Source organism: Marinobacter sp. ANT_B65, from assembly GCF_002407605.1.
GTDB lineage: Bacteria > Pseudomonadota > Gammaproteobacteria > Pseudomonadales > Oleiphilaceae > Marinobacter.
This window is the reverse complement of sequence record NZ_NXGV01000006.1, coordinates 23,969-48,923: the sequence shown is the minus strand read 5'-3', so window position 1 is coordinate 48,923 and position 24,955 is coordinate 23,969. Positions and strand designations below refer to the sequence as shown.

The window sequence follows — 24,955 nt, the reverse complement described above, 5'->3', positions numbered from 1 at the left end:
CGAATTTTAAGGGATTCCGGGGGCTATTTCCAAGACTCTCCGGGCCAGCCAAGCACACAGGGGCAGCGCACCGATGTTTAATCGTGATATGAAGATCGCCGGTTTTGACGACGAACTCTGGAACGCCATGCAGGCGGAAAGCAAGCGCCAGGAGGCTCATATTGAGCTGATTGCATCTGAGAACTACACCAGTCCTCGGGTCATGGAAGCTCAGGGCAGCGATTTGACCAACAAGTACGCAGAGGGTTATCCCGGTAAGCGCTACTACGGTGGGTGCGAGTTTGTTGATATTGCTGAGCAGCTGGCAATTGACCGCGCCAAAGAACTGTTCGGTGCCGCATACGCTAACGTCCAGCCCCATTCCGGCTCGCAGGCTAACTCTGCTGTATTCATGGCACTGGTAAAACCGGGTGATACCGTTCTGGGGATGAGTCTGGCCCACGGAGGTCACCTGACCCACGGTGCGAGCGTGAACTTTTCCGGCAAGATCTATAACGCTGTTCAGTACGGTATCAACACCGATACCGGCCTGATTGATTACGATGAGCTGGAAGCCCAGGCGGTTGAACACAAGCCGAAGATGATTATTGCTGGTTTCTCGGCCTACTCCCAGGAGCTTGATTTCGCCCGCTTCCGTGCCATTGCGGATAAGGTTGGTGCCTATCTGTTCGTAGACATGGCCCACGTGGCCGGTCTGGTCGCTGCCGGCGTGTATCCCGATCCTGTGCCCCACGCACACGTGGTAACCACTACCACGCATAAAACGCTGCGCGGCCCCCGTGGTGGACTGATTCTGGCCTGTGACGACGAGGCGCTGCACAAGAAGCTGAACTCTGCTGTCTTCCCTGGTGGTCAGGGCGGCCCGCTGATGCACGTGATTGCCGCCAAGGCGATCTGCTTTAAAGAAGCTATGAGTGACGAGTTCAAGGCCTATCAGCAGCAGGTGGTGAAGAACGCTTCGGCCATGGCTCAGGTTTTCATTGATCGTGGCTACGACGTGGTTTCCGGTGGTACCAAAAATCACCTGTTCCTGGTCAGCCTGATCAAGCAGGACATTACTGGTAAGGATGCAGATGCTGCCTTGGGTCGTGCACATATTACGGTGAACAAGAATGCAGTTCCCAACGATCCACGCTCTCCGTTTGTGACCTCAGGCCTTCGACTGGGTACGCCAGCCGTTACTACTCGTGGTTTTGGTGAGGCAGAATGCCGTGAGCTGGCAGGCTGGATCTGCGATATTCTTGATAACCTGGACGACGAAGCTGTAAACACCCAGGTCCGTGAGCAGGTTGCAAGCCTGTGCGCGCGTTTCCCGGTGTACGGCTAAGCATTTGGCAGCACCTCCCGGGTAGCGCGTGAATTAACCGCGCTGCCGGGCTTTCTCTCCGGAGTTTCTGATATGCACTGTCCTTTCTGTGGTGAAGCAGATACCAAGGTTATTGACTCGCGTCTGGTGGCCGAGGGAGATCAGGTGCGCCGCCGCCGGGAGTGCATCTCCTGTCGTGAACGCTTTACCACGTTTGAATCTGCTGAGCTGGTCATGCCCCGAGTCGTTAAGCAGGACGGCATACGTCAGCCCTTTGATGAAGAGAAGCTGCGTTCGGGGATTATGAAGGCTCTGGAAAAACGTCCGGTCAGCATTGAAGAGATTGATGCCGCGTTGAATCGCATCAAATATCGCTTGCGGGCGACTGGAGAGCGTGAGGTTAAATCCATGCAACTGGGTGAAGAGGTGATGACCGAACTACGTCAGCTCGACAAAGTTGCCTATGTCCGGTTTGCCTCCGTTTACCGTAGTTTTCAGGATATCAACGAATTCAAGGAGGAAATTGAGCGGCTCTCTGCCTCCAGCGGCGAAACGGCGGTTGATGTTGCGAAAGCGCTGGCGGACAACCATTCACCAAAAGGACAGAAATGACCGAAGCCCGGGATCGCTCCATGATGGCCAGAGCAGTGCAGCTTGCATGGCGGGGCCGCTATTCAACGCACCCCAACCCGCGGGTTGGCTGCGTGATAGCTCGTGGTGACAAGATTCTGGGCGAGGGCTGGCATGAGCGGGCCGGAGAGGCTCATGCAGAAATCCGCGCGCTGAGTCAGGCTGGTCATGCCGCCCGTGGTGCTACAGCGTATGTCACACTGGAACCTTGTAGTCATTTTGGGCGCACACCTCCGTGCGCAAGAGCTTTGATTGATGCAGGTGTGTCGCGCGTCTTTGCCGCCACTAAAGATCCGAACCCGTCTGTCTCCGGGAGGGGGTTGGACATGCTTCGGGAAGCCGGAATCAGAGTCAGGGAAGGGCTTCTGGCGGATGAAGCGGCCCGTCTGAACCCGGGATTCATGAAGCGGATGAATACCGGTCGTCCCTGGGTCCGGCTCAAGATGGCTGCCAGTCTCGATGGCCGCACGGCCATGGCTTCGGGTGAAAGCCAGTGGATAACCGGTAATGAGGCCCGTCGCGATGTTCAGAGGTTGAGGGCGGTCAGTGATGCCATTCTTACGGGTGTAGGAACTGTGCTTGCAGACGATCCCTCATTAACTGTGCGGCGTGAAGAGCTTGGAGATATTGGTGATGCAACCGAGCCTTCCCGGCAGCCATTGCGTGTTATTGCTGACCGGGACGCCAGAACGCCTCCTTCAGCAACCATTTTGCGCGGCGGGAAGGTTCAGGTGTTTTGTGCCTCATCCACCCTGGCGACGGCTCCGGCGCAGGATCTTGCCGCCTTGGGTATCCGGCTGAAGGGTGTTGCATGGAAAGATAATGGTATCGATGTTGCCCAGCTTTTGGATTCGTTGGGTAAATTAGGTATCAACGAATTGCTGGTTGAAGCGGGGCCAACGCTGGCGGGAACATTCATCAGTGAGAAACTGGTGGATGAGCTCTGGCTTTACCAGGCCCCGGTTTTTTTGGGAAGTACCGGCCGGCCGACAGCGCACCTTCCGCTGGAGACCATGGCCGACAAGGTTGAGTGGATCGTACAGGACCGGCGACAGGTAGGAGACGACCAGCGTCTGATTCTGGTTCGCCGCTAAACGTTTAAATTCACAGTGCGCCCCAAGGTTGCTGCGTAAGGCTGCGACGGGTGCATTGAAAGGGTGCAAAACAGCATGGCACTGAACAGCGTAGAAGAAATAATTGAGGACATCCGCCAGGGCAAGATGGTTATCCTGATGGATGATGAAGACCGGGAGAACGAAGGTGACCTGGTGATGGCGGCCGAGTATTGTACAGCCGAAGATATCAACTTCATGGCTCGCTTTGGCCGGGGCCTTATCTGTATGCCCATGACCCGTGATCGCTGTGAACAGTTGGGCCTGCCGTTAATGGTGCAACAAAATGCTTCCGGTTTTGGCACCAAATTCACGCTGTCTATTGAAGCCGCTACGGGTGTAACCACTGGGATATCGGCGGCGGATCGTGCCCGCACTGTGCAGGCAGCAGTTGCCCGCAATGCTAAAGCAACGGATTTGGTTCAGCCAGGGCATATCTTCCCCCTGATGTCCGACCCGGGCGGAGTTCTTAGCCGGGCGGGCCATACAGAGGCCTCTTGTGATCTGGCTGCTTTAGCAGGTTGTGAGCCAGCGGGTGTTATCTGCGAAGTCATGAACGACGACGGTTCCATGGCGCGGAAGGAAGACCTTGAGCGCTTTGCTGTAGAGCACGGACTCAAAATCGGGACTATTGCTGACCTGATTCACTATCGCACCACCCATGAACGCACAGTTGAGTGTGTTGAAGAGAATCAGCTCGATACCGAGTATGGTTTGTTCAAGCTACGTACATACCGGGATGTTATTCAGGGCTCAACGCACCTGGCCATGGTATTTGGCGAAATTCCCACGGACGAGCCGGTACACGTGCGGGTTCACATTACTGATACGCTTCGGGACCTGCTTGGAGCGCGTCGGAAGGATTCCCGTAGCTGGCCACTGCATCATGCTCTTGCCAAGGTGGCGAAAGAGGGTTGCGGCGTTGTAGTTCTGCTGAACAGTGCTGAGGACAGTTATAATCTGGAAGACCGTATTCAGGAGTTTTTTGATCAAGGGCACGGCCCCGCTGGCAAGGGCAGCTCTGGTGTATATTTTACCGTGGGCACAGGCTCCCAGATTCTGCGGGACATTGGTGTCAGCAAGATGCGATTGTTGAGCCCTCCCGTCAAGTACTCGGCAATTTCCGGATTTGATCTGGAAGTGGTTGAGTACATTCCTTACACACCAGACTGACAAACCTGGCTGCAGCATTGTGCCTGCAGCACGAGAAGGAGCCACAGATGGCAGATATCAAAGTAATTGAAGGTGATTTTACCCAGTGCAGTGGTCGTTACGCGCTTGTGGTTGGGCGTTTTAACGGCTTTGTTGTGGAGAGCCTGGTAAGTGGTGCAGTTGACACCCTGCGTAGGCACGGTATTGCTGATAGTGATATCACCATTGTGCGGGTCCCCGGAGCCTATGAAATGCCGCTGGCTGTAAAGCGTGTTGCGGAAACGGGTGGATACAGCGCCATCATTGCACTGGGTGCGGTTATTCGGGGTGGAACTCCTCATTTTGAGTATGTTGCAGGCGAAGCCTCCAGCGGCCTTGGTGCGGTAAGTCTGGAAACAGACGTACCTGTGACCTTTGGTGTGCTGACTGTTGATTCTATCGAACAGGCAATCGAGCGCTCGGGCACCAAAGCCGGGAACAAAGGCGCTGAAGCGGCAATCACGGCGCTGGAAATGGTCAGCCTGTTCAATAAGCTGGGTGAGTAATGAGCGATACTGAAGATACAACATCCCGCCCGGCGCCATCCGGCCAGCCAAAAGCTGGTGATCGTCGCCGTGCCCGGGTTCTGGCAATGCAAGGGCTTTATCAGCGCCACTTTACCAAGAGCCCGATCTCGGATATTGAAGCCGAGTTCATGGTCGACAACGACATGACCAAGGTTGATACCCTGTACTTCCGTGACGTCCTGCGTGGGGTATATCGTGATCAGTCCGAACTGGACAGGCTGATTGAGCCGTTTCTCGATCGCCCTCTGCATGAGGTAGACCCGGTGGAGCTTGCGATTGTCCGCGTGGGTGCCTATGAACTGCGTCACCGCCTGGATGTACCTTACAAAGTGGTGATCAACGAAGGCATCGAGCTGGCTAAGCGTTTCGGAGGCACAGACGGGCACAAGTTTGTTAACAGCGTGCTGGACAAGCTGGGTCGGCGTTTGCGTCTTGCCGAGACCCGTCCTCGCTGATCGATGGGCGAATTTGAGCTGATTCGGCAGTATTTTATGCCTCTGGCCCGATTGCACGGCGCTCACTCTATTCTTGTGGGGCCGGGTGACGACTGTGCTGTCCAACGGGTTCCTTCAGATTCTGATCTGGTTTTTTCCATAGATACACTGGTTGAGGGCGTGCATTTCCCGCTTGATTACCGCCCTGACTACCTTGGCTGGAGAGCGCTTGCGGTAGCCACCAGTGATCTTGCTGCTATGGGTGCTGAACCGGTTTCCTATACTCTTGCGCTGACCCTGCCCGAGGCTGATGAGGCCTGGTTGTGCAGCTTTGCCTCCGGGCTGGGGAAAGCTGCGGACGCATTCGGGCTTATACTTGCAGGTGGTGACACAACCCGGGGTCCTCTGGTGTTGAGTCTGCAGGTGCATGGTCTGGTTCCGCGAGGGGCTGCCATTCTTCGTTCCGGGGCCAGGCCAGGCGACCTTGTGGTGGTATCCGGTACTCTGGGTGATGCCGGGGCTGCGCTGGGCTATCTTGAGTCCCGGAGCGACGTCGACGCACAAAGTTCCTTTGCTGATGAGGCGTTTGTGCTGGAACGTTACCACCATCCCTTGCCAAGACTGGGGTTGGGGGCTGGTCTGAGAGGCCTTGCGACCTCTGCTATTGATATATCAGATGGTTTGCTGGCAGATCTGGGGCATATTCTAGAGGCCTCCTCGGTTGGCGCGAATATCGAGCGTGCCAGGGTGCCTGTTTCGGCTGCACTGACCCGCTTGAAGGGTGTTGAGTCCCTCGATTATGCGCTGCATTCCGGGGATGACTACGAGCTTTGCGCAACGATCCCTGAATCAGCCTGGATGGGGGCGTCATCATCACTGAAGCAGCAGTTCACGGTTATTGGTGTGGTTGAAGCGGCACCGGGGTTGCGACTTGATGGCGATACTGTAGTTTCGGAATCTGGTGCCGTTGGCTTTGATCACTTCAGGAGAGAATTATGAGCCAGGAAGATCAGTGGCCTGAGCCGGATTTACCTCAGGCTATCCTGCCGCCGGGGTTTCTGAAAAACCCTGTACACCTGTTGGCGTTCGGGTTCGGTAGCGGTGCTGCGCCCCGGGCTCCGGGTACCTGGGGTAGCCTGGCCGCAATTCCCATATGGTACGGGTTTGCCTGGCTGCCTCCGGTCGCCTACTGGCTTGTTGTTGCACTGGCCTTTGTGGTGGGTATCTGGCTTTGTGGAAAAACAGCGGACGACCTGAAAGTACATGACCATGGAGGGATAGTGTGGGATGAGTTTGTGGGAATGTGGATCGCCCTCGGGCTTTTCCCGGACCAGATCTATGGTGTGTTGCTGGCTTTCCTGTTGTTCAGGTTTTTTGATGTCCTCAAGCCCTGGCCTATTAACTGGCTGGATGAGCGCTTGCCTGGTGGGCTGGGGATTATGGTAGACGATGTGGTTGCGGGCATTATGTCACTATTGTGTCTGCTCGCCATTGATACCTGGCTGATGCCATACATTCTTTAAAAGAGTTTTCTCCGCATTTCGGACTCAATGCACCTTCGGTTCCTCAGGGAGCAGTCTGACTACGTGCAGAAAACGCTTCAGCCCGGTTTCAGCCCGTTCCCTGGAAGCGAAGGGGCCGCTGTCAAAGCCTTCTCGAGTAGTGAAATACCACCTGTTTCCGACACAGAAGAACCGATTGCTGCGAAAGGGCGCGCGGCCCTCTTCTCCCGATCTGACATGAACGTTCATGGCCGGCTCCTGAGCCCCTTGTTTGCGCTTGTATTCGTGAGGCTGCGTAATTGATAGGCGTTTGTTTAAAATTAATACAATTCTGGGCAAATTCAACATTTTTTGACATTTATATGGTCGCGCATGCAGCCTGAGCACGCGCCATACTCTTTCGTGTATCTTGTTGCTCTATGCGGGGGCTGTGTTCAGAATACACAGATAGCAGGCTGTATCCTTTGCCCGTCTTGGCTCTCATCCGAATCGTACAGGAGATAAAATGAGTATCAGTCACGTTTTACGTCTTAGCAGGTTGAAGTTGAACCATTCCGGCTGGTGTTTCCGGTTGATTCGGGCGCTGCTTCCGGTTGCGCTTCTTGGTTTACTGGTTGGTTGTTCGTCGGCGGTTACCAAGCTGGAGACCTGGGAGGGAAATCCAGCCACAGCTGTGAATGCGTCTACGCTGAAGGCGCCGGGTGCTATCAGCGTAAGCCAGGTGAACGGGCGTGCGATGACCAATTATATGATGGATGACCTGGCGCTGGATTATGCGCTGCTCCCGGGTGAAAACGAAGTGGTCTTCACTTATAAAACTATCTGGGCCAAGCCCGGCGTTGTAGGCAATGGTGAGTCGAAAGTTTACGTGATTGAAAGCGAGCCGCAGGTCGTACGATTCGAGGCGAGCCCTGATGAGACCTATCGATTTGAATTTGACAAGCCGGAAACCCGGCGACAAGCAGAGCAGATGATGCCTGAGTTCTCCGCTTCCATTGTGAGCGCTGATGGCGGGATCCTCGCAACGTCTTCGGATTGGTCACCCTCAGACAGTACTTTGACAGTACGAACTCCCGTTCCGGGTGATCCGGGTGCAGACGACGGAGCTTTGTCTGATAGTGATATGAGTTCCCTGAACCGTTTGAAGGCAGTCTGGGCAACCGCTAATGACGAAGAGAAAAAAGCGTTTTTGCGTTGGGCGTTTGAGTAGGTGTCCGGAACTCTGCCGACTGTTAGCGCCTGAAGCGACCTTTAGGTTTCTTTAGCGCACTCTCTGGCAGGCTCTTTTCATCGTCTGTCGGTGTCTGGCTCCGGGGCGTTGTGAAAGGGGTGTGTACCACCTCTGGTTTCAATGCGCTGGCGGCGTCTACTATGGCCTCCAGGCTTTCATTAACATGATTCCGGAGTGAGTCGCCCCGGACTACGACATCGGGGCAGAGGGTAAAGTTGAGTGTCAGGCTACCTTGATAACTCACGGCAATTATAACGAGACCCATCCCATCGAATAGCGGCGCAGCATTGTATTGTTGCGCAAGTTTCGCGCCCCGCAGGTAGAGGGGCACCTGAGGGCCGGGTACGTTGGTAATGGGCAGGTTGAATGCTGGTCGGTAGCGCTTGGAAATCTGCAACTCCGAATACAGACGTGCAGACAATGCCAGCATGCTGGAGGGTAATAGCTCCGTTAGCCTGTCTGCGGCGATCGCATCCCGGTATGGCCTGGATGCCACTGCATTACTGTGGATTCTGTAAATGCGCAGGGCCGGATCGGGTTCGTTTGTGGCAAGATCCAGCAGCATGGCGGCCATCTGGTTCCCTGTGGTTCTGCGCAGCGTGTCAGAGCGTACTGAAATAGGTGTCATGGCAATCAGAGACTGGCCTGACCCTGCTCGCTGCTCGTTCAGATATCGCTTCAGTGTTTCTGCGCAGAGCCCCAGTACCACATCATTCAGTGTGATATTGCCAGCCAGCGTGGCCTTGACTGCTTTGAGACGGGATAATTTGATTTTAACGGATATGATGTGGCGATTGGCTGTGATTTGTCGGCTTAGCGGGCTGTGAGAGGCGGAAAACAGTGGGCCTGGCAAGGGGGTTTTTAACAGTTGCTTCTGGATCAGGCTCCGGACCTTCGTCTCTATGGCGCCTGCGGCCGAGGATGCGAATCGCCAGGGAGTGCGCAACATATTGGCGCCGGCCTGGATCAGTATTCGTTCTTCTGATGGTTCCGGTCTCGATTGCCAGGGTCGTGGCGGGCTTATGGGCTGAGGCTCCTGTGTATATTCCAGCAGTTTACTGATGATTTCCTCGCCGCTGAAGGCGTCAATGGCTGCGTGATGCAGTTTGACGATGAGCGCGAAACCTTCAGGGCCTGCTTTGTCATTACTGTTTCTGTCATCCAGCCGAAAACCGTCTACGAATGTTATATGCCAGAGCGGGCGATCCCTTTTTAATGGCTCTTCAAGAATCCTCGATGCAAGCGTCATCAGGCTGGCCTCTCTGCTGTTTTCGCTGAGCCTGACGTGGGCCAGGTGTCTTTCGAGTCTGAAGTGAGCATCATCAATCCAGTATGGTCGGCCGAGACGCAGGGGAATTTCTTTCAGGCGCTGCCGGAAAACAGGCAATGCGTGCAGGCGGCTCCGAAGATAGGCGGCAAAACTACTGAATGCCAGAGGCGTTTCCTGCTCGCTGGCATCGAAGAGGTAGATGCTTTCGATATGCATCGGTGCTTTCGCCGATTCTCGGTTCAGGAAGGAGGCGTCCAGTTCGGTTAGCTGCCGCATCGATGGGCTCCATTCTTTATCAGGGTTCGTCGCAGTATAGATTATTCTTCTGTCGTCCCGGATGGCTCATCTGTGTGTACGGCCTTATCGGCGGAGGCATTATGGCTCTACCCTGCAAGGCTGGTTCAGTCAGTTAGCCATTCTGCCACTGCAGGGTCTTCAACCAGTCTTTTCCAGAACCATGTCAAAGCCTTACGTTTGTCGTCTGCGTGCCTGGCGGTCTGGAGTGAAATGGGTTGCCGGGGTTCGCATACTTGCTTCTCTATGAGCTGGCCAGAAGCCAGGAGTTCCTTTATACGAGGTTTTGGTAGCCAGCCTATGCCAAGGCCGGCTTTTTGTATGGCAATTTTATGGTCGATAGTGGCACCGGTCAGCGTACGCTGTCTGTGAAAGATGCCGGCGTTACCAGCGGGCAGGGAGCGGGATGTGTCTGCGGCAACCGCTGCCGGGAAGCCACAGATCACTTCTTCGCTTAACGGCTCTTCTGCCGATGCCAGTGGGTGGTCAGGTGAGACAGCAAAAATAAATTCCATGTTGCCTAGTATATGGCTGGTAAAGTTTCCGGCGGGCTTGCTGATGTCGTCGGCTCCGACAATCAGATCTACTCTGCGGCTTTGGAGTGCATCCCATGTGCCGGCAAAAACCTCTTCTGTAATTTGAACGTCGACAGGAACGCCCAGTGCGGAGAAGTCCTTGATGGCCGGGAACAGGCACTCCGCTGGTAATAGTGAATTGAACCCGATGCGCAATCGGGTTTCCCAGCCTTGTGCAACTTGCCGGGTTGAATGTGCGAGGTTTTCGGCAGCACCCAGGAGGGTCCTGCCTTCATTTAGCAGGTAACGGCCTGCTGGAGTAAGTACAGCCCTGTGTCCACTTCGGTCGAACAGAGCTACGCTCAGGTCTTCTTCGAGCTTTTGCACTGTGTAGCTAATGGCTGATGGCACTCGGAAGAGCTCTCCGGCGGCACCTGCAAAACTACCTTTGCGGTCAATGGCGTCGAGCACCCGGAGGGCGTCTATAGTGATGGCTGCGTGCATGTTCGAATTATCTGAAGTTGTTGGCCAGAATTGCTCGTTTGTGAGGGTAGCAGGGTCGCCGTTATTCTACTCTTATTAAATGTTGGGTGCAGGTGCATGGTGGCAACTGAGCCTGCACCTTCAGTTGTTGAGCTATTCGTTTGTTCATGGGAGTCATTAGTGGGCCTTCTCGTCGATGGTAAGTGGCATGATCAGTGGTATGACACCGGCAAGACCGGCGGCAGGTTTGAGCGTGATGCGGCGCGGTTCCGGAACTGGGTGACCGTGGATGGCTCGCCGGGGCTGACGGGTGAGGGGGGCTTTAAAGCTGAGTCAGGACGTTACCATCTCTATGTTTCTCTGGCTTGTCCCTGGGCCCATCGTACGATGATTTTCCGGAAACTGAAGGGGCTTGAGGCTCATGTTTCGGTGTCGGTTGTGCATCCGGATATGCTGGAGGATGGCTGGGAATTCCGCCCGGGAGAAGAGGGGGGCAGGGATGATTTGTACGACTTCCGCTTTTTGCGTCAGATCTATACGAAAGCGGCGCCTGAGTATACGGGGCGAGTGACAGTTCCGGTTTTGTGGGATAAACACAGGCAGACCATTGTCAGTAATGAGTCGGCTGATATTATCCGGATGTTTAACTGTGAATTTGACAGCCTGGATGGTGTTCGCAGCGATTTGGATTACTATCCAGAGGCGTTGCGTGCAGACATCGATGCAGTGAATGAACGTGTGTATCACACAGTTAATAATGGTGTTTATAAGGCAGGCTTTGCGACGGTTCAGGCACAGTATGAGAATGCGTATTCTGATCTGTTTGACACTATGGACTGGCTGGAGGCGCGGTTGTCACGGCAGCGTTATCTGATGGGTGATCGTGTTACTGAAGCCGATTGGCGCTTGTTTACAACACTGGTCCGGTTTGATGCTGTGTACTATGGGCACTTTAAATGCAATCGCCAGCCAGTGAGCGATTTTCCTGCTCTTTCAGGGTATTTGCGCGAGTTGTATCAGATGCCTGGTGTGGCTGGTACGGTGAATATTGACCAGGTCAAACGCCACTATTACGTGAGTCAGCGTACCATTAACCCCGTGCAGATTGTTCCGGTGGGGCCGCGGCTGGATTTCAGCGCGCCCCACGGTCGGAGCGGCCTTAGCTGACTCGCGCGACAGCAACCTGAGTAAGCAGTTCCAGAGCTTCTTTGTGCGGAGAGGCTGCAAGAGCTTTCAGGGTGTCTGAGGCTTTTGTGGCCTCTGCCCTGGCCCGCTCCATGGTGTACTCCAAAGCTCCGGAGCTCTCAACGAGTTTCAGGATTAGTGGCAAGTCATCCAGGCCGCCTTTACGGATAGCTTTGCGAATGAGTTGGCGGTCTTCTTCTTTACTGTGGGTCATGGCGTGGATCAGGGGGAGGGTGGTTTTGCCTTCGGCCAGATCGTCACCGACGTTTTTGCCCATAGCTTCGGCATCGCCGCGATAATCCAGAACATCGTCCACCAACTGAAAGGCAAGGCCAAGATGTTTGCCGTAGTCTTTAAGGGCCTGCTCCTGGGTTTGGTCTGCATTGGCGAGTAAGGCTCCGGTATGGGAGGCTGCCTCAAAAAGCATGGCAGTTTTATTGTGGATGACCTGCATGTACTGATCTTCGGTCAGGTCCGGGTTTTTTACGTTCGTCAGTTGCATGACTTCGCCCTGGGCAATTACTGCTGTGGCGTGGGACAGAACTGTCATGATCGGAAGGCTTTGCAGCTCTACCATCATCTCGAATGCACGGGCGTAAAGGAAATCACCTACCAGCACGCTTGGGGCGTTTCCCCATTTTGCGTTGGCAGTGCTCCGCCCCCGGCGCATATCAGAGGTATCTACCACATCGTCATGCAAGAGGGTGGCGGTATGCAGGAACTCTATGACAGCTGCCAGCTTGAGATGCTCGTCTTTGCTATAGCCTGCAGCCCTGCAGGCAAGTAAAACCAGCAGGGGTCTCAGGCGCTTGCCACCGCTTTCGATGATGTATTGGGCTATTTTTTCTACCAGCGGAACGTCTGAAGAAAGCTGTTTGATGATCAGGTCATTAACGCGGTTGAAGTCGTCCGCCACTGTGTCGTAAATGCGCTGGGCTGTCATGCGGCTTCTGGATCCCTTGCTGGTGTCGTAGTTATGTGACTGTCTGGCCTGCTGATAATACAGGGAGGACGCGGCAATGCTAGGTATTGCTGTAGTTAGTGTCAACTTGACTTGTATTGCCGGGCGCCTTTTCGTACAATCACGCGCCCAACTCATCCCAACCTGCGCTCCCTGTTATAGGGTTGCCAAAGCGCTTCCCTTAGAATCAGGCGGATAAGAGCAGGGATGGGTCAATCGCGGAGAAAGTTAATGTACGCAGTTATTGTTAGCGGTGGTAAACAGCACCGAGTGAAAGAAGGCGAAACTCTGAAGCTTGAAAAGCTGGAAGTGGAAACTGGCGGCAACGTTGAGTTTGACCGCGTTCTGCTGATCGCCGATGGCGACAATTTCAAAGTTGGCGCGCCGGTAGTTGATGGTGCCAAAGTGACTGCGGAAGTGGTAAGCCACGGTCGTCACGACAAGATCAATATCATCAAGTTCCGTCGTCGTAAGCACTCAATGAAGCGTCAGGGCCACCGTCAGTGGTTTACTGAAGTCAAGATCACGGGTATCCAGGGCTAAGCTCCCGGAAAAACCCCTTAATCAGGAGGCTTGTCATGGCTCACAAAAAAGCAGCAGGTAGTACCCGTAACGGTCGCGATTCCGAGTCGAAACGACTTGGTGTCAAGCGCTACGGCGGCGAATCCGTATCCGCAGGCAGCATTATCGTTCGTCAGCGCGGAACCCGTTTCCACCCTGGCGTTAATGTTGGCCTGGGTAAAGACCACACCTTGTTTGCGAAAGCAGACGGTCAGGTCAAATTCGAAGTAAAAGGTCCGCAAAACCGCAAGTTTGTAAGTATCGTTCCGGCTGCATAAGCAGCGGCGATCCGGTTCTGTCGAATCTTGGGTGGCTCTGATATTCTGCTAGTATAATCAGAATTCAGAATCGCCCGGAGCCCCGCAAAGCTTCTTTGAGGCTGCGGGGCTTTTTAGTTTATGCGCTACGCGCAAAGGGTTGATCCATGAAATTCGTAGACGAAGCCACCATCATCGTTGAAGCCGGCAAAGGCGGACACGGCTGCCTTAGTTTCCGGCGAGAGAAATACGTCCCCAGAGGTGGTCCTGATGGAGGCGATGGTGGTGATGGTGGTTCCGTGTATCTTGAGGCCAGCGATGCTCTTAATACGCTGGTGGACTACCAGTTTCAGCGTAAGCACAAGGCGCCCGGAGGTGAGCAGGGTTCCGGGCGCAACTGTACCGGCACCAAAGGTGAGGATCTGGTGTTGCCTGTGCCGGTTGGTACCACGGTTGTTGATGTGGATACCCATGAGGTGCTTGGGGATCTGACCCGTGTCGGGCAGCGCCTGAAGGTGGCTCAGGGTGGGTTCCATGGCCTTGGCAATACCCGGTTCAAATCATCGATAAACCGTGCGCCCCGCCAGACTTCCAAAGGTTCCGAGGGTGAGCTTCGGAATCTGCGTCTGGAGCTGAAAGTTCTGGCAGATGTCGGCCTTCTTGGGTTGCCCAATGCCGGCAAGTCCACGTTTATACGTTCTGTATCAGCCGCGACGCCAAAAGTGGCAGATTATCCGTTTACAACACTGGTGCCGAACCTGGGTGTTGTTAGTGTGCAGACGCACCAGAGCTTTGTTATTGCGGACATACCCGGTCTGATCGAGGGGGCTGCGGAAGGGGCGGGCTTGGGGATTCGTTTCCTGAAGCACCTTGTGCGTACCCGATTGTTGCTGCATCTGGTAGATGTGGCGCCTTACGACGGCTCCTCACCAGCTCATGCAGTAACAACGATTGCGCATGAGCTTGAAAAGTTCAGCGAGACTCTGGCTGGTCGTGATCGCTGGCTGGTGCTGAATAAGGTGGATATGGTGCCGGAAGAGGATCGTGATGCTCATTGTCAGGCGATCATCGATGAGCTTGACTGGCAGGGTCCGGTATTCCGTATTTCTGCACTAACTGGTGAGGGTACCAAGCCGCTGACTCAGGCGGTTATGCGCTGGATTGAAGAGCGTGCAGAGGAAGAGGCTGAAAACCCGGAGGTTGCCGAGCAGGAAGCTGCAAGGCGCAAGCGTATGGATGAAGAGGCCAGGGCTGGTATCGAGGAAGAGCGACAGGCCCGCCGCGCAGCCCGTGAAGAAAGTGATGATGACTTCGACGACGATGATTATGACGTTGAAGTGGTATATGCGCCTGAGTAGATTTTGGACTTTCCTATGACAGAACGCGTCCGGCTGCGTCAGGCACGCCGTTTGGTGGTGAAAATTGGTAGTGCCCTTCTGACAAACGATGGCCAGGGGTTGGATGTGCCTGCACTTGGACTTTGGGTGGATCAGATGGCGGCACTGGTTGGGCAGGGTGTTGAGCTCGTTGTGGTGTCTTCCGGCTCGGTGGCGGAGGGTATGAGTCGTCTGGGATGGGCAAAGCGGCCAGAACAGTTGCACGAACTTCAGGCTGCGGCTGCAGTGGGTCAGATGGGATTGGTACAGACCTGGGAGGCAGAGTTCAAGCGCCATGGTATACACACTGCCCAGATTCTGCTGACTCATGATGATCTTTCTGACCGTAAGCGTTATCTGAATGGGCGTAGTACGCTGAAGGCGCTGTTGGATTTTGGTGTTGTGCCGATTGTGAATGAAAACGATACGGTTGTTACAGATGAAATCCGCTTTGGCGATAACGATACCTTGGGTGCCCTGGTGGCTAACGTGGTTGAGGCTGACGGGCTGATTATTCTGACTGATCAGCTTGGCTTGTTTGATAAGGATCCTCGCAAGAATTCCGATGCAAGTCTGGTAACAGAGAGGTTTGCTGGTGATCGTGAGCTGGATGCCATGGCTGGTGGGAGTGCGGGGGTTCTTGGTCGTGGTGGTATGCAGACCAAGCTTCGCGCAGCGCGCCTCGCTGCACGCTCCGGAGCGTTTACGGTGATTGCGGGAGGGCGTATTGAGGGTGTTCTTGCCCGGCTACGCCAGGGGGATGTTATTGGTACTTTGCTGCTTCCGGAGCAGGAGCGTATTGCTGCACGCAAGCAGTGGCTGGCTAGTCACCTGCAAACCCGGGGTGAGTTGATGCTTGATGATGGGGCTGTGAAGGTGCTTCGGCAAGGTGGTCGTAGTCTTCTGCCGGTTGGGGTCAGGCGTGTTGCCGGGAAGTTCCGGCGTGGAGAGATGGTGTCTTGCGTTGACTCTGAGGGTAGGGAGATTGCCCGTGGGTTGGTAAATTACGATTCTCGTGATGCCGGAGCGATAGCTGGTCGGTCAAGTCGCAGTATTGCAGATGTTCTGGGTTATATATCCGACGAAGAGATGATTCATCGGGATAACATGGTTATTGTCTGAAATAAAAAAAACCGGCTTGGAGGCCGGTTTTTTTAGCAGTAAGAGCTTTGAGCTAGTGCAGCAAATGCTGTCAGGCGCTCTTCAGGGCCTTGATTTTGGCACTCATGCGGCTCTTCTGGCGGGCAACCTTGTTCTTGGCAAAGATGCCTTTGTTGACCATGCTGTCCATAATCGGTTGGGCAGCTTTGAAGGCAGCCTGGGCTTCTTCATAATTGCCGGATTCAATCTGAACCTGAACTTTTTTCATGTAAGTGCGGGTCATGGAACGCAGGCTTGTGTTGTGCTTGCGGTTCTTCTCGTTCTGACGTGCGCGCTTTTTGGCTTGCGGGGTATTTGCCACCGTAAAACTCCTGAAAGTACTTAAAATTCGTTACTGAATGATTCGTACAGAAAACTCTGGGCAAAATACTATCCAGAGGATTCCTGAAATCGCGGGCGCGCCCATAACCAGCGCGTCGAAATAAATGACGCGGAACTATGCCGCTCAAACCCGTTAATGTCAATACTAAACCCCATTTGATCCCAGGAATCAATAGGGCTGTGTTAAACTCCCGGCTCGCCGGATAAGGGCTCCACAGGGAAGCAGGTAATTCCCGAAGTGCCCAGCCGAAAGAGTGTGCAACCCGGAATAAAGCCCGAATGTCATCGCAGCCCGACACGTCACCGGACGAACAACCACCCGCCAGAGGGCCAGGCCTGCTCAGGTCTTCTGGTCTGGTGGGTATAATGACCATGCTCTCCCGGGTCCTGGGCCTGGTGCGGGACATGGTCATTGCGCGTTATTTTGGCGCCGGCGCTGGTGCCGATGCGTTTTTTGTTGCCTTTAAGATCCCCAACTTTTTACGCCGGCTTTTCGCCGAAGGTGCGTTTTCTCAGGCGTTTGTGCCCGTGCTTTCATCTTATCGTGAGAACTGCCCTACCTCCGACGTAAAGCGCCTGGTAGATGCAGTTGCCGGCTCTCTTGGCCTTGTTCTGCTGGGTATCACCCTTGCAGCCATGCTTGGTGCACCACTTCTGACGGCCGTTTTCGCCCCCGGCTTTCTGGATGATGACGTCAAGTTTGCGTTGACCAGTGACATGCTGCGCATCACTTTTCCCTATCTGTTGCTGATTTCTCTGACTGCGTTTGCTGGCGGTATTCTGAACAGTTATGACCGCTTTGCGGTGCCTGCGTTTACGCCGGTGCTGCTCAACCTGGCGATGATTGGCGCTGCGGTCTACCTGGCTCCTGTAATGAGTGAGCCGGTTATGGCTTTGGCCTGGGGGGTCTTGATTGCCGGTGCGCTGCAGTTTTTCTTCCAGTTACCGTTTTTGATGCGCCTGGGGCTGATGCCGCGGCCCAGAGTGGATTACCGGCACGAAGGTGTCAGCCGTATTCTCAAGCTTATGGTGCCAGCCCTTTTTGGCGTGTCGGTCAGTCAGCTCAACCTTTTGCTGGATACTGTTCTGGCTTCGTTCCTGGAAACCGGAAGCGTGTCCTGGCTGTACTACTCCGACCGGCTTTCAGAATTGCCTTTGGGCGTATTCGGAATTGCTATTGCAACAGTGATTCTTCCTAGCCTGTCCCGCAAGCATGCTGCCGCCTCCAATGACCAGTTTGCTGCAACACTGGACTGGGCCGTTCGTGCTGTTTTGATTATAGGAGTGCCCGCAGCTCTGGCTTTGGCCTTATTGGCTGAGCCGCTGATAGCGACGCTCTTTCATTATGGTGAAGTCACCGACCGGGATGTCGCCATGTCAGCCCAAAGCTTACGGGCTTACTCCGCCGGTTTGCTCGCCTTTATGGTAATCAAGGTGTTGGCGCCGGGATTCTTCGCCCGTCAGGACACGAGCACGCCAGTGAAAATCGGGATCATAGCGATGGTCGCGAATATGGTGTTCAATCTGGCTCTCATTGTTCCTATGGCTCACGCAGGTCTGGCTCTGGCGACATCTTTGTCCGCATGGCTTAATGCTGTTTTGCTCTGGCGTGGCCTGAAGCGTCAGGGGGCCTGGAAAAGCCAGCCTGGCTGGCCTGAATATCTCGCGCAGATCCTTTTGGCGAACACCGCTATGGTTGCTGTCATACTCTGGCTGAATATGCCTGTCATGCGCTGGTTGTCGGCGGATGGTATCGAGCGTTCTCTGCATATGGGGATGCTGGTAGCTGTAGCAGGCGGTACCTACTTTATTGTTCTGGGGCTGGTGGGGGTTCGGGTAAGACATTTCCGTCACAGGTAAGGTATAATCGCGCGTTTTCTCACCAGCGCCTTACGCACTTATTCTGCGCTGAAAGCCAACTGGCAAATGAAGGTTCGCATTGCATGCGTCTGATTCGGGGTCTGACCAACCTGAAAATACTCTCCCGGCAGGTGAATTCACCACTGGCAGAAGGCTGTGTCGCTACCATTGGCAACTTTGATGGTGTTCATCTGGGCCATCAAACCATTATCGATCAGGTAAAAAGCAAAGCCCTGGCATTGAGTCTGCCTTCGGTTGTCATTATTTTCGAGCCACAGCCCAGGGAATTCTTTCAGGGGCTGGAGGCGCCGCCCAGGCTGATGGGATTCCGGCATAAGCTTGGCGCATTGCTGGCGGCGGGTATTGATGTCGTGTTATGCCTGAAGTTTGATGACACCTTTCGCGCATATTCTGGCATGGGTTTTATTGAGGATGTTCTTATCGAGGGGCTTGCAGTACGTCACCTCGTTGTTGGTGACGATTTCCGCTTTGGGTGTGATCGGGCCGGGGATTTCGGATTGTTGGAAGCGGTGGGCGCGATTGTTGGCTTTTCAGTGGAAAACACCCGCACGATAACTGTTGAGGGAGCGCGCGTAAGCAGCACTCGCATCCGTAACCTGCTTCTTGAAAATCAGTTGGAAAAGGCCGAAGCCCTGCTTGGGTACCCCTATCGTATATTCGGACGGGTCGTTTATGGCAGGCAACTAGGTCGCCGCATCGGATCCCCTACTGCCAATGTTCTGCTGTCTCAGATGCCCGCCCTGCGTGGTGTTTATGTGGTTGATGTGACACTGGAAAACGGTATGACACAGGACGGTGTTGCCAATATAGGGCTGCGTCCGACGGTAGATGGCAAACAGCCAGCATTGGAAGTGCACCTGTTTGACTTTACTGGCACACTTTATGGCCAGCATATTGATGTTGTTTTCCGCCATAAACTGCGGGACGAAGAAAAATTTGACTCCATCGACGCACTTAAAGCACAGATAGCCAGGGATTTCGCCGCTGCCAGAGTATGGCTGGCCGAACATCCCGGACAGAGCACTACTGACCCAAACTGACCAAAAGAGTACGCACACAAATCATGAGCGACTATAAGCACACTCTGAATCTGCCGGAAACCGCGTTCCCAATGCGCGGCAACCTGGCCAAGCGCGAGCCTGAGATGCTCAAGCGTTGGCAGGACCTGAATGTATATGCCAATCTGCGCCAGCAGCGTGAAGGTCGTGAAAAATTTATTCTTCACGACGGCCCTCCCTATGCCAACGGCAGCATTCACATTGGTCATGCGGTTAACAAGATTCTGAAGGACATGATCGTCAAGTCCCGCGGATTCATGGGTTTTGATGCGCCCTATGTGCCCGGCTGGGATTGTCATGGTTTGCCGATTGAGCATAAGGTTGAGCAGGAGATTGGCAAGGCCGGTGTGAAGGTTGATTACAAAACCTTCCGCCAGGCATGCCGCGACTATGCTACCAAGCAGATCGCCGGCCAGAAGGCGGACTTTATCCGTCTTGGCGTGATGGGGTCATGGGACAAGCCATACCTCACCATGGACCCGAAGGTAGAAGCGGGCATTGTGCGGGCACTGGGCAAGATCATCGCTAAAGGCCATCTGGTTCGTGGATATAAGCCTGTTTACTGGAGTGTGGTTGGTCAGTCCGCGCTCGCAGAGGCTGAAGTGGAATACCAGGATAAAACCTCAACACAGATTGATGTGCGCTTTACAGCGGTGGATCAGGCTAAAGCCCTGTCGCTGTTTGGTACGGATAAAGGCGAAGGTGACGTGTCTCTGGTTATCTGGACTACCACTCCCTGGACCATCCCTGCCAATCAGGCTGTATCTGTTAATGCTGACCTGGAATATGCGTTGGTACAGGTTGATGCTGGCAATGGACCTGAGCGCATGATTCTTGCCGCGGCCATGGTCGAAGGAGTTATGGCGCGTTGGGATATTACAGATTTTGAAGTGTTGGGTACCTGTCTGGGTGCTGCGCTTGAGCACATGTCTCTGCATCACCCGGTTTATGATAAGCAGGTGCCCACAATCCTGGGTGACCACGTTTCCCTCGAAGCAGGTACAGGTGCCGTGCATACTGCGCCCGACCACGGTATGGAAGATTTTGTGGTGGGCAAAGCCTACGACATCGGCACCCTTAACATGGTGCAGGCCGATGGTACCTATACCAGTGCTGCCGGAGAGTTTGCTGGCATTCATGTCTACAAGGCTGATGACCCGGTTTGCGATGCTCTGACGCGCGAAGGCAAGTTGGTCCGCAAGGAAAAATTCCGCCACAGTTTCCCCCATTGCTGGCGCACCAAAACGCCGCTGATCTACCGTGCGACACCGCAGTGGTTTATCAGTATGGAAAAAGAAAATCTCCGGGCAGACGCTCTGGAGGCCATCAAAGGTGTGCGCTGGGTGCCGGCCTGGGGCCAGAATCGCATTGAGGCTATGGTTCAGCAGTCCCCGGACTGGTGTATCTCGCGTCAACGTACCTGGGGCGTGCCTATCACCCTGTTTATCCATAAAGAGACGCAGGAGCTGCACCCGGATACTCAGGGCTTAATTGAAAAAGTGGCCCAGGCGATCGAAACCGGTGGCATTGATGCCTGGTATGAGATCGATGCCCGTGAACTGCTTGGCGACGATGCGGATCACTACGAAAAAGTTCTGGATACCCTGGATGTATGGTTTGATTCCGGTGTGACCCATGAGTCTGTTTTGCGTGTGCGCCCGGAGCTGGGCCAGTTTCCCGCGGATATGTATCTGGAGGGCTCTGATCAGCATCGCGGCTGGTTTCAGTCGTCACTGAAAACCTCTATCGCCATGAATGGTGTAGCGCCTTATCGGCAGGTTCTGACCCACGGTTTCACTGTGGATGGCAAAGGGCTGAAAATGTCCAAATCCCTGGGCAACGTAATTGCGCCTCAGGAAGTCATGAACGAGTTGGGTGCCGACATTCTTCGCCTGTGGGTGTCTGCTACCGATTACAGTGGCGAAATGACGGTTTCCAAGGATATCCTGCGGCAGACAGCCGACGGGTATCGCCGTATTCGTAATACCTCACGCTTCCTGTTGAGCAATCTCACTGGTTTTGATCCGAAGCAGCACATGGTCGCTCCGGATGAGATGATTGCTCTGGATCGCTGGATGGTAGATCGTGCCCTGCAACTGCAGAACGAGCTGCACGAGGATTACCAGAACTACGCTTTTCTTCGAATCTATCAGAAGGTATACAGTTTCTGTGAAGCTACGCTGGGTGGCTTTTACCTGGACATTATCAAGGATCGCCAGTACACAACTCAGGCTGATAGTCTGGCCCGGCGTTCCTGCCAGACTGCGCTTTATCACGTAGCTGAGGCTCTGGTTCGCTGGATCGCTCCGATTCTGAGCTTCACTGCTGATGAAATCTGGCAGCACCTGCCAGGTGAGCGTGGCGACACCGTATTTTATGAAACCTGGTATCAGGGCCTCACAGAGCTTCCTGAAGACGCCGAGCTGGGTCGTGATTACTGGCGCCGGATATACGGTGTGAAAGAAGCCGTAAACAAGTGTATGGAAGAAGCCCGTGCCCGCGGTGAGATCAAGGGATCATTGAGTGCTGAAGTCACGCTGTACTGTGAAGGTGATCTGTCTGCTGACCTGGAGTTTCTCGGTGAAGAACTCCGGTTTGTTCTGATCACATCTGAAGCAACCGTGAGGCCAGTATCGGAAGCAGGCGATGCCGAGTTGACAGGTTATGAAGGATTACGTGTGAAAGTTAGCCCTGCAACCTACGCGAAGTGCGAGCGCTGCTGGCATCACCGGGAGGACGTGGGCGCGAATGCAGCCCATAAAGACCTTTGTGGCCGTTGTATCACCAATGTGGATGGACCGGGTGAAACCCGCTCGTTCGCTTGATGGGTGCGGCAATGAGTGAACAGGTAACCGGTACCAAATTGAAGTGGCTATGGCTTGCGGTGCTGGTGATCGTACTTGATCTCGGCTCCAAGTCTATGGCTACTGCGATGCTGACCTATGGCAACGCGGTACCGGTAGTTCCAATGTTCAATCTGACGCTGCTGCACAACACGGGGGCAGCGTTCAGCTTTCTTGCTGGCGCTGCTGGCTGGCAGCGATGGTTCTTCGTGGCACTGGCGCTTATTGTCAGCGTGGTTCTGGTGGGCTGGCTGAGAAACCTGAAGCGACATGAAACCTGGACAGCCATTGCTATAGTACTGATCCTGGGTGGTGCTCTTGGCAACGTATACGACCGGGTTATTCACGGTTACGTTGTAGATTTCCTGCATTTTTACTGGCAGAACTGGCACTTTCCCGCATTCAACCTGGCTGATACCGCTATTACTGTGGGTGCAGCCATGATGATTCTTGATATGTTCCGCAAGCCTGCTGATTCCGGAGCGGCTGCGGACAGGAGCGAATAAAGTTAATGAAAGAACTGCCTGTAGATAAGGGAACACGTGTGACTCTGCATTTTGCGCTGAAGTTTGAGAGCGGCGAAGTCGTCGATAGCACCTTTGATAAAGATGCAGCGACTCTGGAGATCGGTGATGAAAGCTTGCCGGAGAACTTCGAGGCTTATCTGATGGGCATGAAAGCCGGTGACAAGGCCAGCTATCAGGTGCCGCCAGAAAAGGCTTTTGGTCAGCGCAATCCCAATAATGTGCAGACATTCAAGCGGCACGAGTTCAGTGCGGATATGGTTCTGGAACCCGGAGTGATGATTTCTTTCGCGGATGCACGCCAGCAAGAGCTTCCAGGAGTGGTGAGCCGTGTGGAAGGTGATGAGGTTGAAGTAGACTTCAATCATCCGTTGTCGGGGCGTACACTGACTTTTGATGTAGAAATTGTTGATGTAGAACCGGCAGGGCAGACGCACTGACTATGCAGATAAGACTGGCAAACCCCCGTGGCTTTTGTGCTGGCGTGGATCGCGCTATCGAAATTGTAAATCGAGCACTGGACGTGTTTGGTGCGCCTATCTACGTCCGCCATGAGGTGGTGCACAATAAATTTGTGGTTGATAATCTGCGCAATCGCGGCGCCATCTTCGTGGATGAACTGGATGAAGTGCCAGACGACAAGCTGGTTATCTTCAGTGCCCACGGTGTATCCCAGGCCGTACAGAATGAAGCCGCCCGCAGGGGCCTCAAAGTATTCGACGCTACTTGCCCGCTGGTCACCAAAGTGCACCTGGAAGTCATGCGTTATAGCCGCGATGGGCGTGAATGCGTGCTGATCGGACACCATGGTCATCCGGAGGTAGAAGGCACCATGGGACAATATGATCTTGGAAATGGTGGTGATATCTATCTGGTCGAGAATGAAGAAGACGTTTCACGTCTGGAAGTGAATGATCCAGCTCACGTTTCCTATGTTACTCAGACCACGCTTTCCATGGATGATACCGCCCGCGTAATCGACGCACTGCGCGCGCGATTCCCAAAGATTGAAGGCCCGCGTAAAAATGACATTTGCTATGCCACCCAAAATCGTCAGGATGCGGTAAAGCAGTTGGCTGGCGACTGCGACCTGATGCTGGTAGTTGGCTCTCCTAACAGTTCCAACTCCAACCGCCTGCGGGAGTTGGCCGAGCGCATGGGAACGCCAGCCTATCTGATTGACGAAGCCTCTCAGATTGACCCTGTATGGCTGGAAGGCAAGTCTTCTATTGGTGTTACCGCAGGTGCTTCGGCGCCGGAAGTGTTGGTTAATGATGTGATTGCCCGCTTGCAGGACCTGGGCGGCAGTGTGCCGGAAGAGATTGCGGGGCGTGAGGAGAATATTGTGTTCTCTATGCCAAAAGAGTTAAGAATTGAAGCCATTGAGCTCTAGCCTGAGCTCAATGGCCTGGATTGTCTGAGTTTTCTACCAACAGCCTGCCTGAGCGGCCCCACGAGTGCCTTGCTCGTCTATAGTCAGCGTGCCGCAGTCATCGTTTGATTGTCCTGCCGTTGGGACAGCCTGAAGAGAGAAAGCATCTCTGGTTACGCTGCCTACGAAGCTGATATTATAAAAAGCCGTACCATTCTGTGGTGACTGAGTAAAAGGTAATGCAGGGTCGCCACCAGCATCGCGATAGTCAAACCCATTGGAATAGCGCCGCTCCATCCACTGCGTCAGTTCCAGCAGGTCAGATTTTGCCGTTGTTCGCCTGGTTTGCTCAACCTGGTTCTGATAAATAGGGAACGCGATTGCCGCAAGAATGCCGATAATCGCTACGGTAACCAACATTTCAATCAGGGTGAAACCTGTCTGCTTGTATCTGTTCAAGTCTAGTATCCTTCAGTCGTTCATGGACTATTGCCGGCAATCATTGACCTATGACGGTTATACTCCGGATGGTATGTGTATAGGCGTCATCGCGGGTTGTAAGGTCGCCAAGCTCCATTTTGACCAAATCTCCCTGTTTTATCCGTTGCACTACTTGTTCCCGCGACCATGAGGCGTTATTGAAGCGAACGACCGGGGGCAATGCGAATAAGTGGTCATCGATGACCAGTTCAAAGGAACTCTGGTGTACAAAGTTCACCGTTCCCTGGTAAGGCTGATTTTCATTAGGCAGGGCCGTTTCAGTTATTTGATCTTCGGAACGAGATTCACTGGCTACCAATGGGCCGGACAGCGCTGCCATTAGTAAAAACAGGACTGTTGCGAGTTGTCTGTTCAGTTCATGTGAAAGAAAACGAGTCATCATAATCTTTTCCTGCCATCAGGATTAATGGTTTTGATCTTGCCTTGTGGAGCAACCTCTTGGCGAAGCTGCTCCACAAT

General features: G+C 54.1%; 27 protein-coding genes. 20 read left to right on the top strand and 7 right to left on the bottom strand.

Annotated features, from left to right (window positions below; translation table 11 throughout):
• Positions 1-73: 73 nt before the first annotated feature.
• The 8 genes from glyA to CPA50_RS18610 all read left to right on the top strand — a co-directional run bounded on the left by glyA (position 74) and on the right by CPA50_RS18610 (position 6,723).
• Positions 74-1,327: a serine hydroxymethyltransferase gene (gene glyA, locus CPA50_RS18645; RefSeq protein ID WP_096784057.1), complete on the top strand. Its 1,254-nt coding sequence runs from the start codon at positions 74-76 to the stop codon at positions 1,325-1,327.
• Between the two features lie 72 nt (positions 1,328-1,399).
• Positions 1,400-1,918 (top strand): transcriptional regulator NrdR, encoded by a 519-nt coding sequence (gene nrdR, locus CPA50_RS18640; RefSeq protein ID WP_096784056.1) that lies wholly within the window; start codon positions 1,400-1,402, stop codon positions 1,916-1,918.
• On the top strand, positions 1,915-3,030 hold the full coding sequence (gene ribD / locus CPA50_RS18635) for a bifunctional diaminohydroxyphosphoribosylaminopyrimidine deaminase/5-amino-6-(5-phosphoribosylamino)uracil reductase RibD (RefSeq protein WP_096784055.1): 1,116 nt from the start codon (positions 1,915-1,917) through the stop codon (positions 3,028-3,030). The genes nrdR and ribD overlap by 4 nt, the downstream gene beginning before the upstream one ends.
• A gap of 75 nt (positions 3,031-3,105) precedes the next feature.
• Entirely contained in the window at positions 3,106-4,221 is a 1,116-nt protein-coding gene (gene ribBA, locus CPA50_RS18630) for a bifunctional 3,4-dihydroxy-2-butanone-4-phosphate synthase/GTP cyclohydrolase II (protein WP_096784054.1), read from the top strand.
• Between the two features lie 47 nt (positions 4,222-4,268).
• A complete protein-coding gene (gene ribE, locus CPA50_RS18625) occupies positions 4,269-4,745 on the top strand; it encodes a 6,7-dimethyl-8-ribityllumazine synthase (RefSeq protein WP_096784053.1) in 477 nt (158 codons plus the stop codon).
• Positions 4,745-5,221 carry a transcription antitermination factor NusB gene (nusB, locus tag CPA50_RS18620; protein WP_096784052.1) on the top strand — a complete coding sequence of 159 codons (477 nt, stop codon included), beginning with the start codon at positions 4,745-4,747 and terminating at the stop codon, positions 5,219-5,221. The genes ribE and nusB overlap by 1 nt, the downstream gene beginning before the upstream one ends.
• 3 nt (positions 5,222-5,224) lie before the next feature.
• Positions 5,225-6,199, top strand: coding sequence for a thiamine-phosphate kinase (gene thiL, locus CPA50_RS18615; protein WP_096784051.1), 975 nt, complete (start codon positions 5,225-5,227; stop codon positions 6,197-6,199).
• The gene (locus CPA50_RS18610) at positions 6,196-6,723 is read left to right on the top strand and encodes a phosphatidylglycerophosphatase A (RefSeq protein WP_096784050.1); all 528 of its coding nucleotides are present in this window, start codon (positions 6,196-6,198) and stop codon (positions 6,721-6,723) included. Before thiL ends, CPA50_RS18610 begins: the two co-directional genes overlap by 4 nt.
• Positions 6,724-6,747: 24 nt before the next feature.
• Here CPA50_RS18610 and CPA50_RS19745 read toward each other — a convergent pair whose 3' ends face one another.
• Positions 6,748-6,951 carry a DUF6316 family protein gene (locus CPA50_RS19745; protein WP_096784049.1) on the bottom strand — a complete coding sequence of 68 codons (204 nt, stop codon included), beginning with the start codon at positions 6,949-6,951 and terminating at the stop codon, positions 6,748-6,750.
• A gap of 256 nt (positions 6,952-7,207) precedes the next feature.
• On the opposite strand from CPA50_RS19745, the gene CPA50_RS18600 reads away from it, so the two are divergent.
• Positions 7,208-7,912, top strand: a complete 705-nt coding sequence (locus CPA50_RS18600; RefSeq protein ID WP_227519728.1) for a DUF2057 family protein — start codon at positions 7,208-7,210, stop codon at positions 7,910-7,912.
• Positions 7,913-7,934: 22 nt separating this feature from the next.
• On the opposite strand, the gene CPA50_RS18595 is transcribed toward CPA50_RS18600, so the two are convergent.
• Positions 7,935-9,479, bottom strand: a complete 1,545-nt coding sequence (locus CPA50_RS18595) for a wax ester/triacylglycerol synthase family O-acyltransferase (protein ID WP_096784048.1) — start codon at positions 9,477-9,479, stop codon at positions 7,935-7,937.
• A gap of 125 nt (positions 9,480-9,604) precedes the next feature.
• Positions 9,605-10,516 carry a LysR substrate-binding domain-containing protein gene (locus tag CPA50_RS18590; protein WP_096784047.1) on the bottom strand — a complete coding sequence of 304 codons (912 nt, stop codon included), beginning with the start codon at positions 10,514-10,516 and terminating at the stop codon, positions 9,605-9,607.
• A 159-nt stretch (positions 10,517-10,675) separates the two neighbouring features.
• Between CPA50_RS18590 and CPA50_RS18585 the strand changes: the two genes are divergently transcribed.
• Positions 10,676-11,662, top strand: coding sequence for a glutathione S-transferase family protein (locus CPA50_RS18585; RefSeq protein ID WP_096784046.1), 987 nt, complete (start codon positions 10,676-10,678; stop codon positions 11,660-11,662).
• Here CPA50_RS18585 and ispB read toward each other — a convergent pair.
• Entirely contained in the window at positions 11,655-12,623 is a 969-nt protein-coding gene (ispB, locus tag CPA50_RS18580; RefSeq protein ID WP_096784045.1) for an octaprenyl diphosphate synthase, read from the bottom strand. The genes CPA50_RS18585 and ispB overlap by 8 nt on opposite strands.
• 249 nt (positions 12,624-12,872) lie before the next feature.
• Here ispB and rplU point away from each other — a divergent pair, with 249 nt between their 5' ends.
• From rplU to proB, 4 genes are all read left to right on the top strand, one after another.
• Positions 12,873-13,184, top strand: coding sequence for a 50S ribosomal protein L21 (gene rplU, locus CPA50_RS18575; RefSeq protein WP_096784044.1), 312 nt, complete (start codon positions 12,873-12,875; stop codon positions 13,182-13,184).
• Between the two features lie 35 nt (positions 13,185-13,219).
• On the top strand, positions 13,220-13,480 hold the full coding sequence (rpmA, locus tag CPA50_RS18570; protein ID WP_096784043.1) for a 50S ribosomal protein L27: 261 nt from the start codon (positions 13,220-13,222) through the stop codon (positions 13,478-13,480).
• A gap of 146 nt (positions 13,481-13,626) precedes the next feature.
• A complete protein-coding gene (gene cgtA, locus CPA50_RS18565) occupies positions 13,627-14,817 on the top strand; it encodes an Obg family GTPase CgtA (RefSeq protein ID WP_096784042.1) in 1,191 nt (396 codons plus the stop codon).
• Between the two features lie 15 nt (positions 14,818-14,832).
• Positions 14,833-15,957: a glutamate 5-kinase gene (gene proB / locus CPA50_RS18560; protein ID WP_096784041.1), complete on the top strand. Its 1,125-nt coding sequence runs from the start codon at positions 14,833-14,835 to the stop codon at positions 15,955-15,957.
• A 70-nt stretch (positions 15,958-16,027) separates the two neighbouring features.
• On the opposite strand, the gene rpsT is transcribed toward proB, so the two are convergent.
• Entirely contained in the window at positions 16,028-16,297 is a 270-nt protein-coding gene (gene rpsT / locus CPA50_RS18555) for a 30S ribosomal protein S20 (RefSeq protein ID WP_096784040.1), read from the bottom strand.
• 299 nt (positions 16,298-16,596) lie between these two features.
• Here rpsT and murJ point away from each other — a divergent pair, with 299 nt between their 5' ends.
• The 6 genes from murJ (at position 16,597) to ispH (ending at position 24,016) form a co-directional block, all read left to right on the top strand.
• Positions 16,597-18,177, top strand: coding sequence for a murein biosynthesis integral membrane protein MurJ (gene murJ, locus CPA50_RS18550; protein ID WP_096784039.1), 1,581 nt, complete (start codon positions 16,597-16,599; stop codon positions 18,175-18,177).
• An 83-nt stretch (positions 18,178-18,260) separates the two neighbouring features.
• Entirely contained in the window at positions 18,261-19,238 is a 978-nt protein-coding gene (ribF, locus tag CPA50_RS18545) for a bifunctional riboflavin kinase/FAD synthetase (protein WP_096784038.1), read from the top strand.
• A 23-nt stretch (positions 19,239-19,261) separates the two neighbouring features.
• Positions 19,262-22,081 (top strand): isoleucine--tRNA ligase, encoded by a 2,820-nt coding sequence (ileS, locus tag CPA50_RS18540; RefSeq protein WP_096784037.1) that lies wholly within the window; start codon positions 19,262-19,264, stop codon positions 22,079-22,081.
• Complete coding sequence (lspA, locus tag CPA50_RS18535) at positions 22,081-22,605, top strand: signal peptidase II (RefSeq protein WP_096784036.1); 525 nt, start codon at positions 22,081-22,083, stop codon at positions 22,603-22,605. Before ileS ends, lspA begins: the two co-directional genes overlap by 1 nt.
• 5 nt (positions 22,606-22,610) lie before the next feature.
• Positions 22,611-23,063, top strand: coding sequence for an FKBP-type peptidyl-prolyl cis-trans isomerase (gene fkpB / locus CPA50_RS18530; RefSeq protein WP_096784035.1), 453 nt, complete (start codon positions 22,611-22,613; stop codon positions 23,061-23,063).
• Between the two features lie 2 nt (positions 23,064-23,065).
• Positions 23,066-24,016 (top strand): 4-hydroxy-3-methylbut-2-enyl diphosphate reductase, encoded by a 951-nt coding sequence (gene ispH, locus CPA50_RS18525; RefSeq protein WP_096784034.1) that lies wholly within the window; start codon positions 23,066-23,068, stop codon positions 24,014-24,016.
• A 33-nt stretch (positions 24,017-24,049) separates the two neighbouring features.
• Here ispH and CPA50_RS18520 read toward each other — a convergent pair whose 3' ends face one another.
• Positions 24,050-24,454 (bottom strand): type IV pilin protein, encoded by a 405-nt coding sequence (locus CPA50_RS18520; RefSeq protein ID WP_096784033.1) that lies wholly within the window; start codon positions 24,452-24,454, stop codon positions 24,050-24,052.
• Positions 24,455-24,494: 40 nt separating this feature from the next.
• Complete coding sequence (locus CPA50_RS18515) at positions 24,495-24,878, bottom strand: hypothetical protein (RefSeq protein ID WP_096784032.1); 384 nt, start codon at positions 24,876-24,878, stop codon at positions 24,495-24,497.
• Positions 24,879-24,955 lie beyond the last annotated feature (77 nt).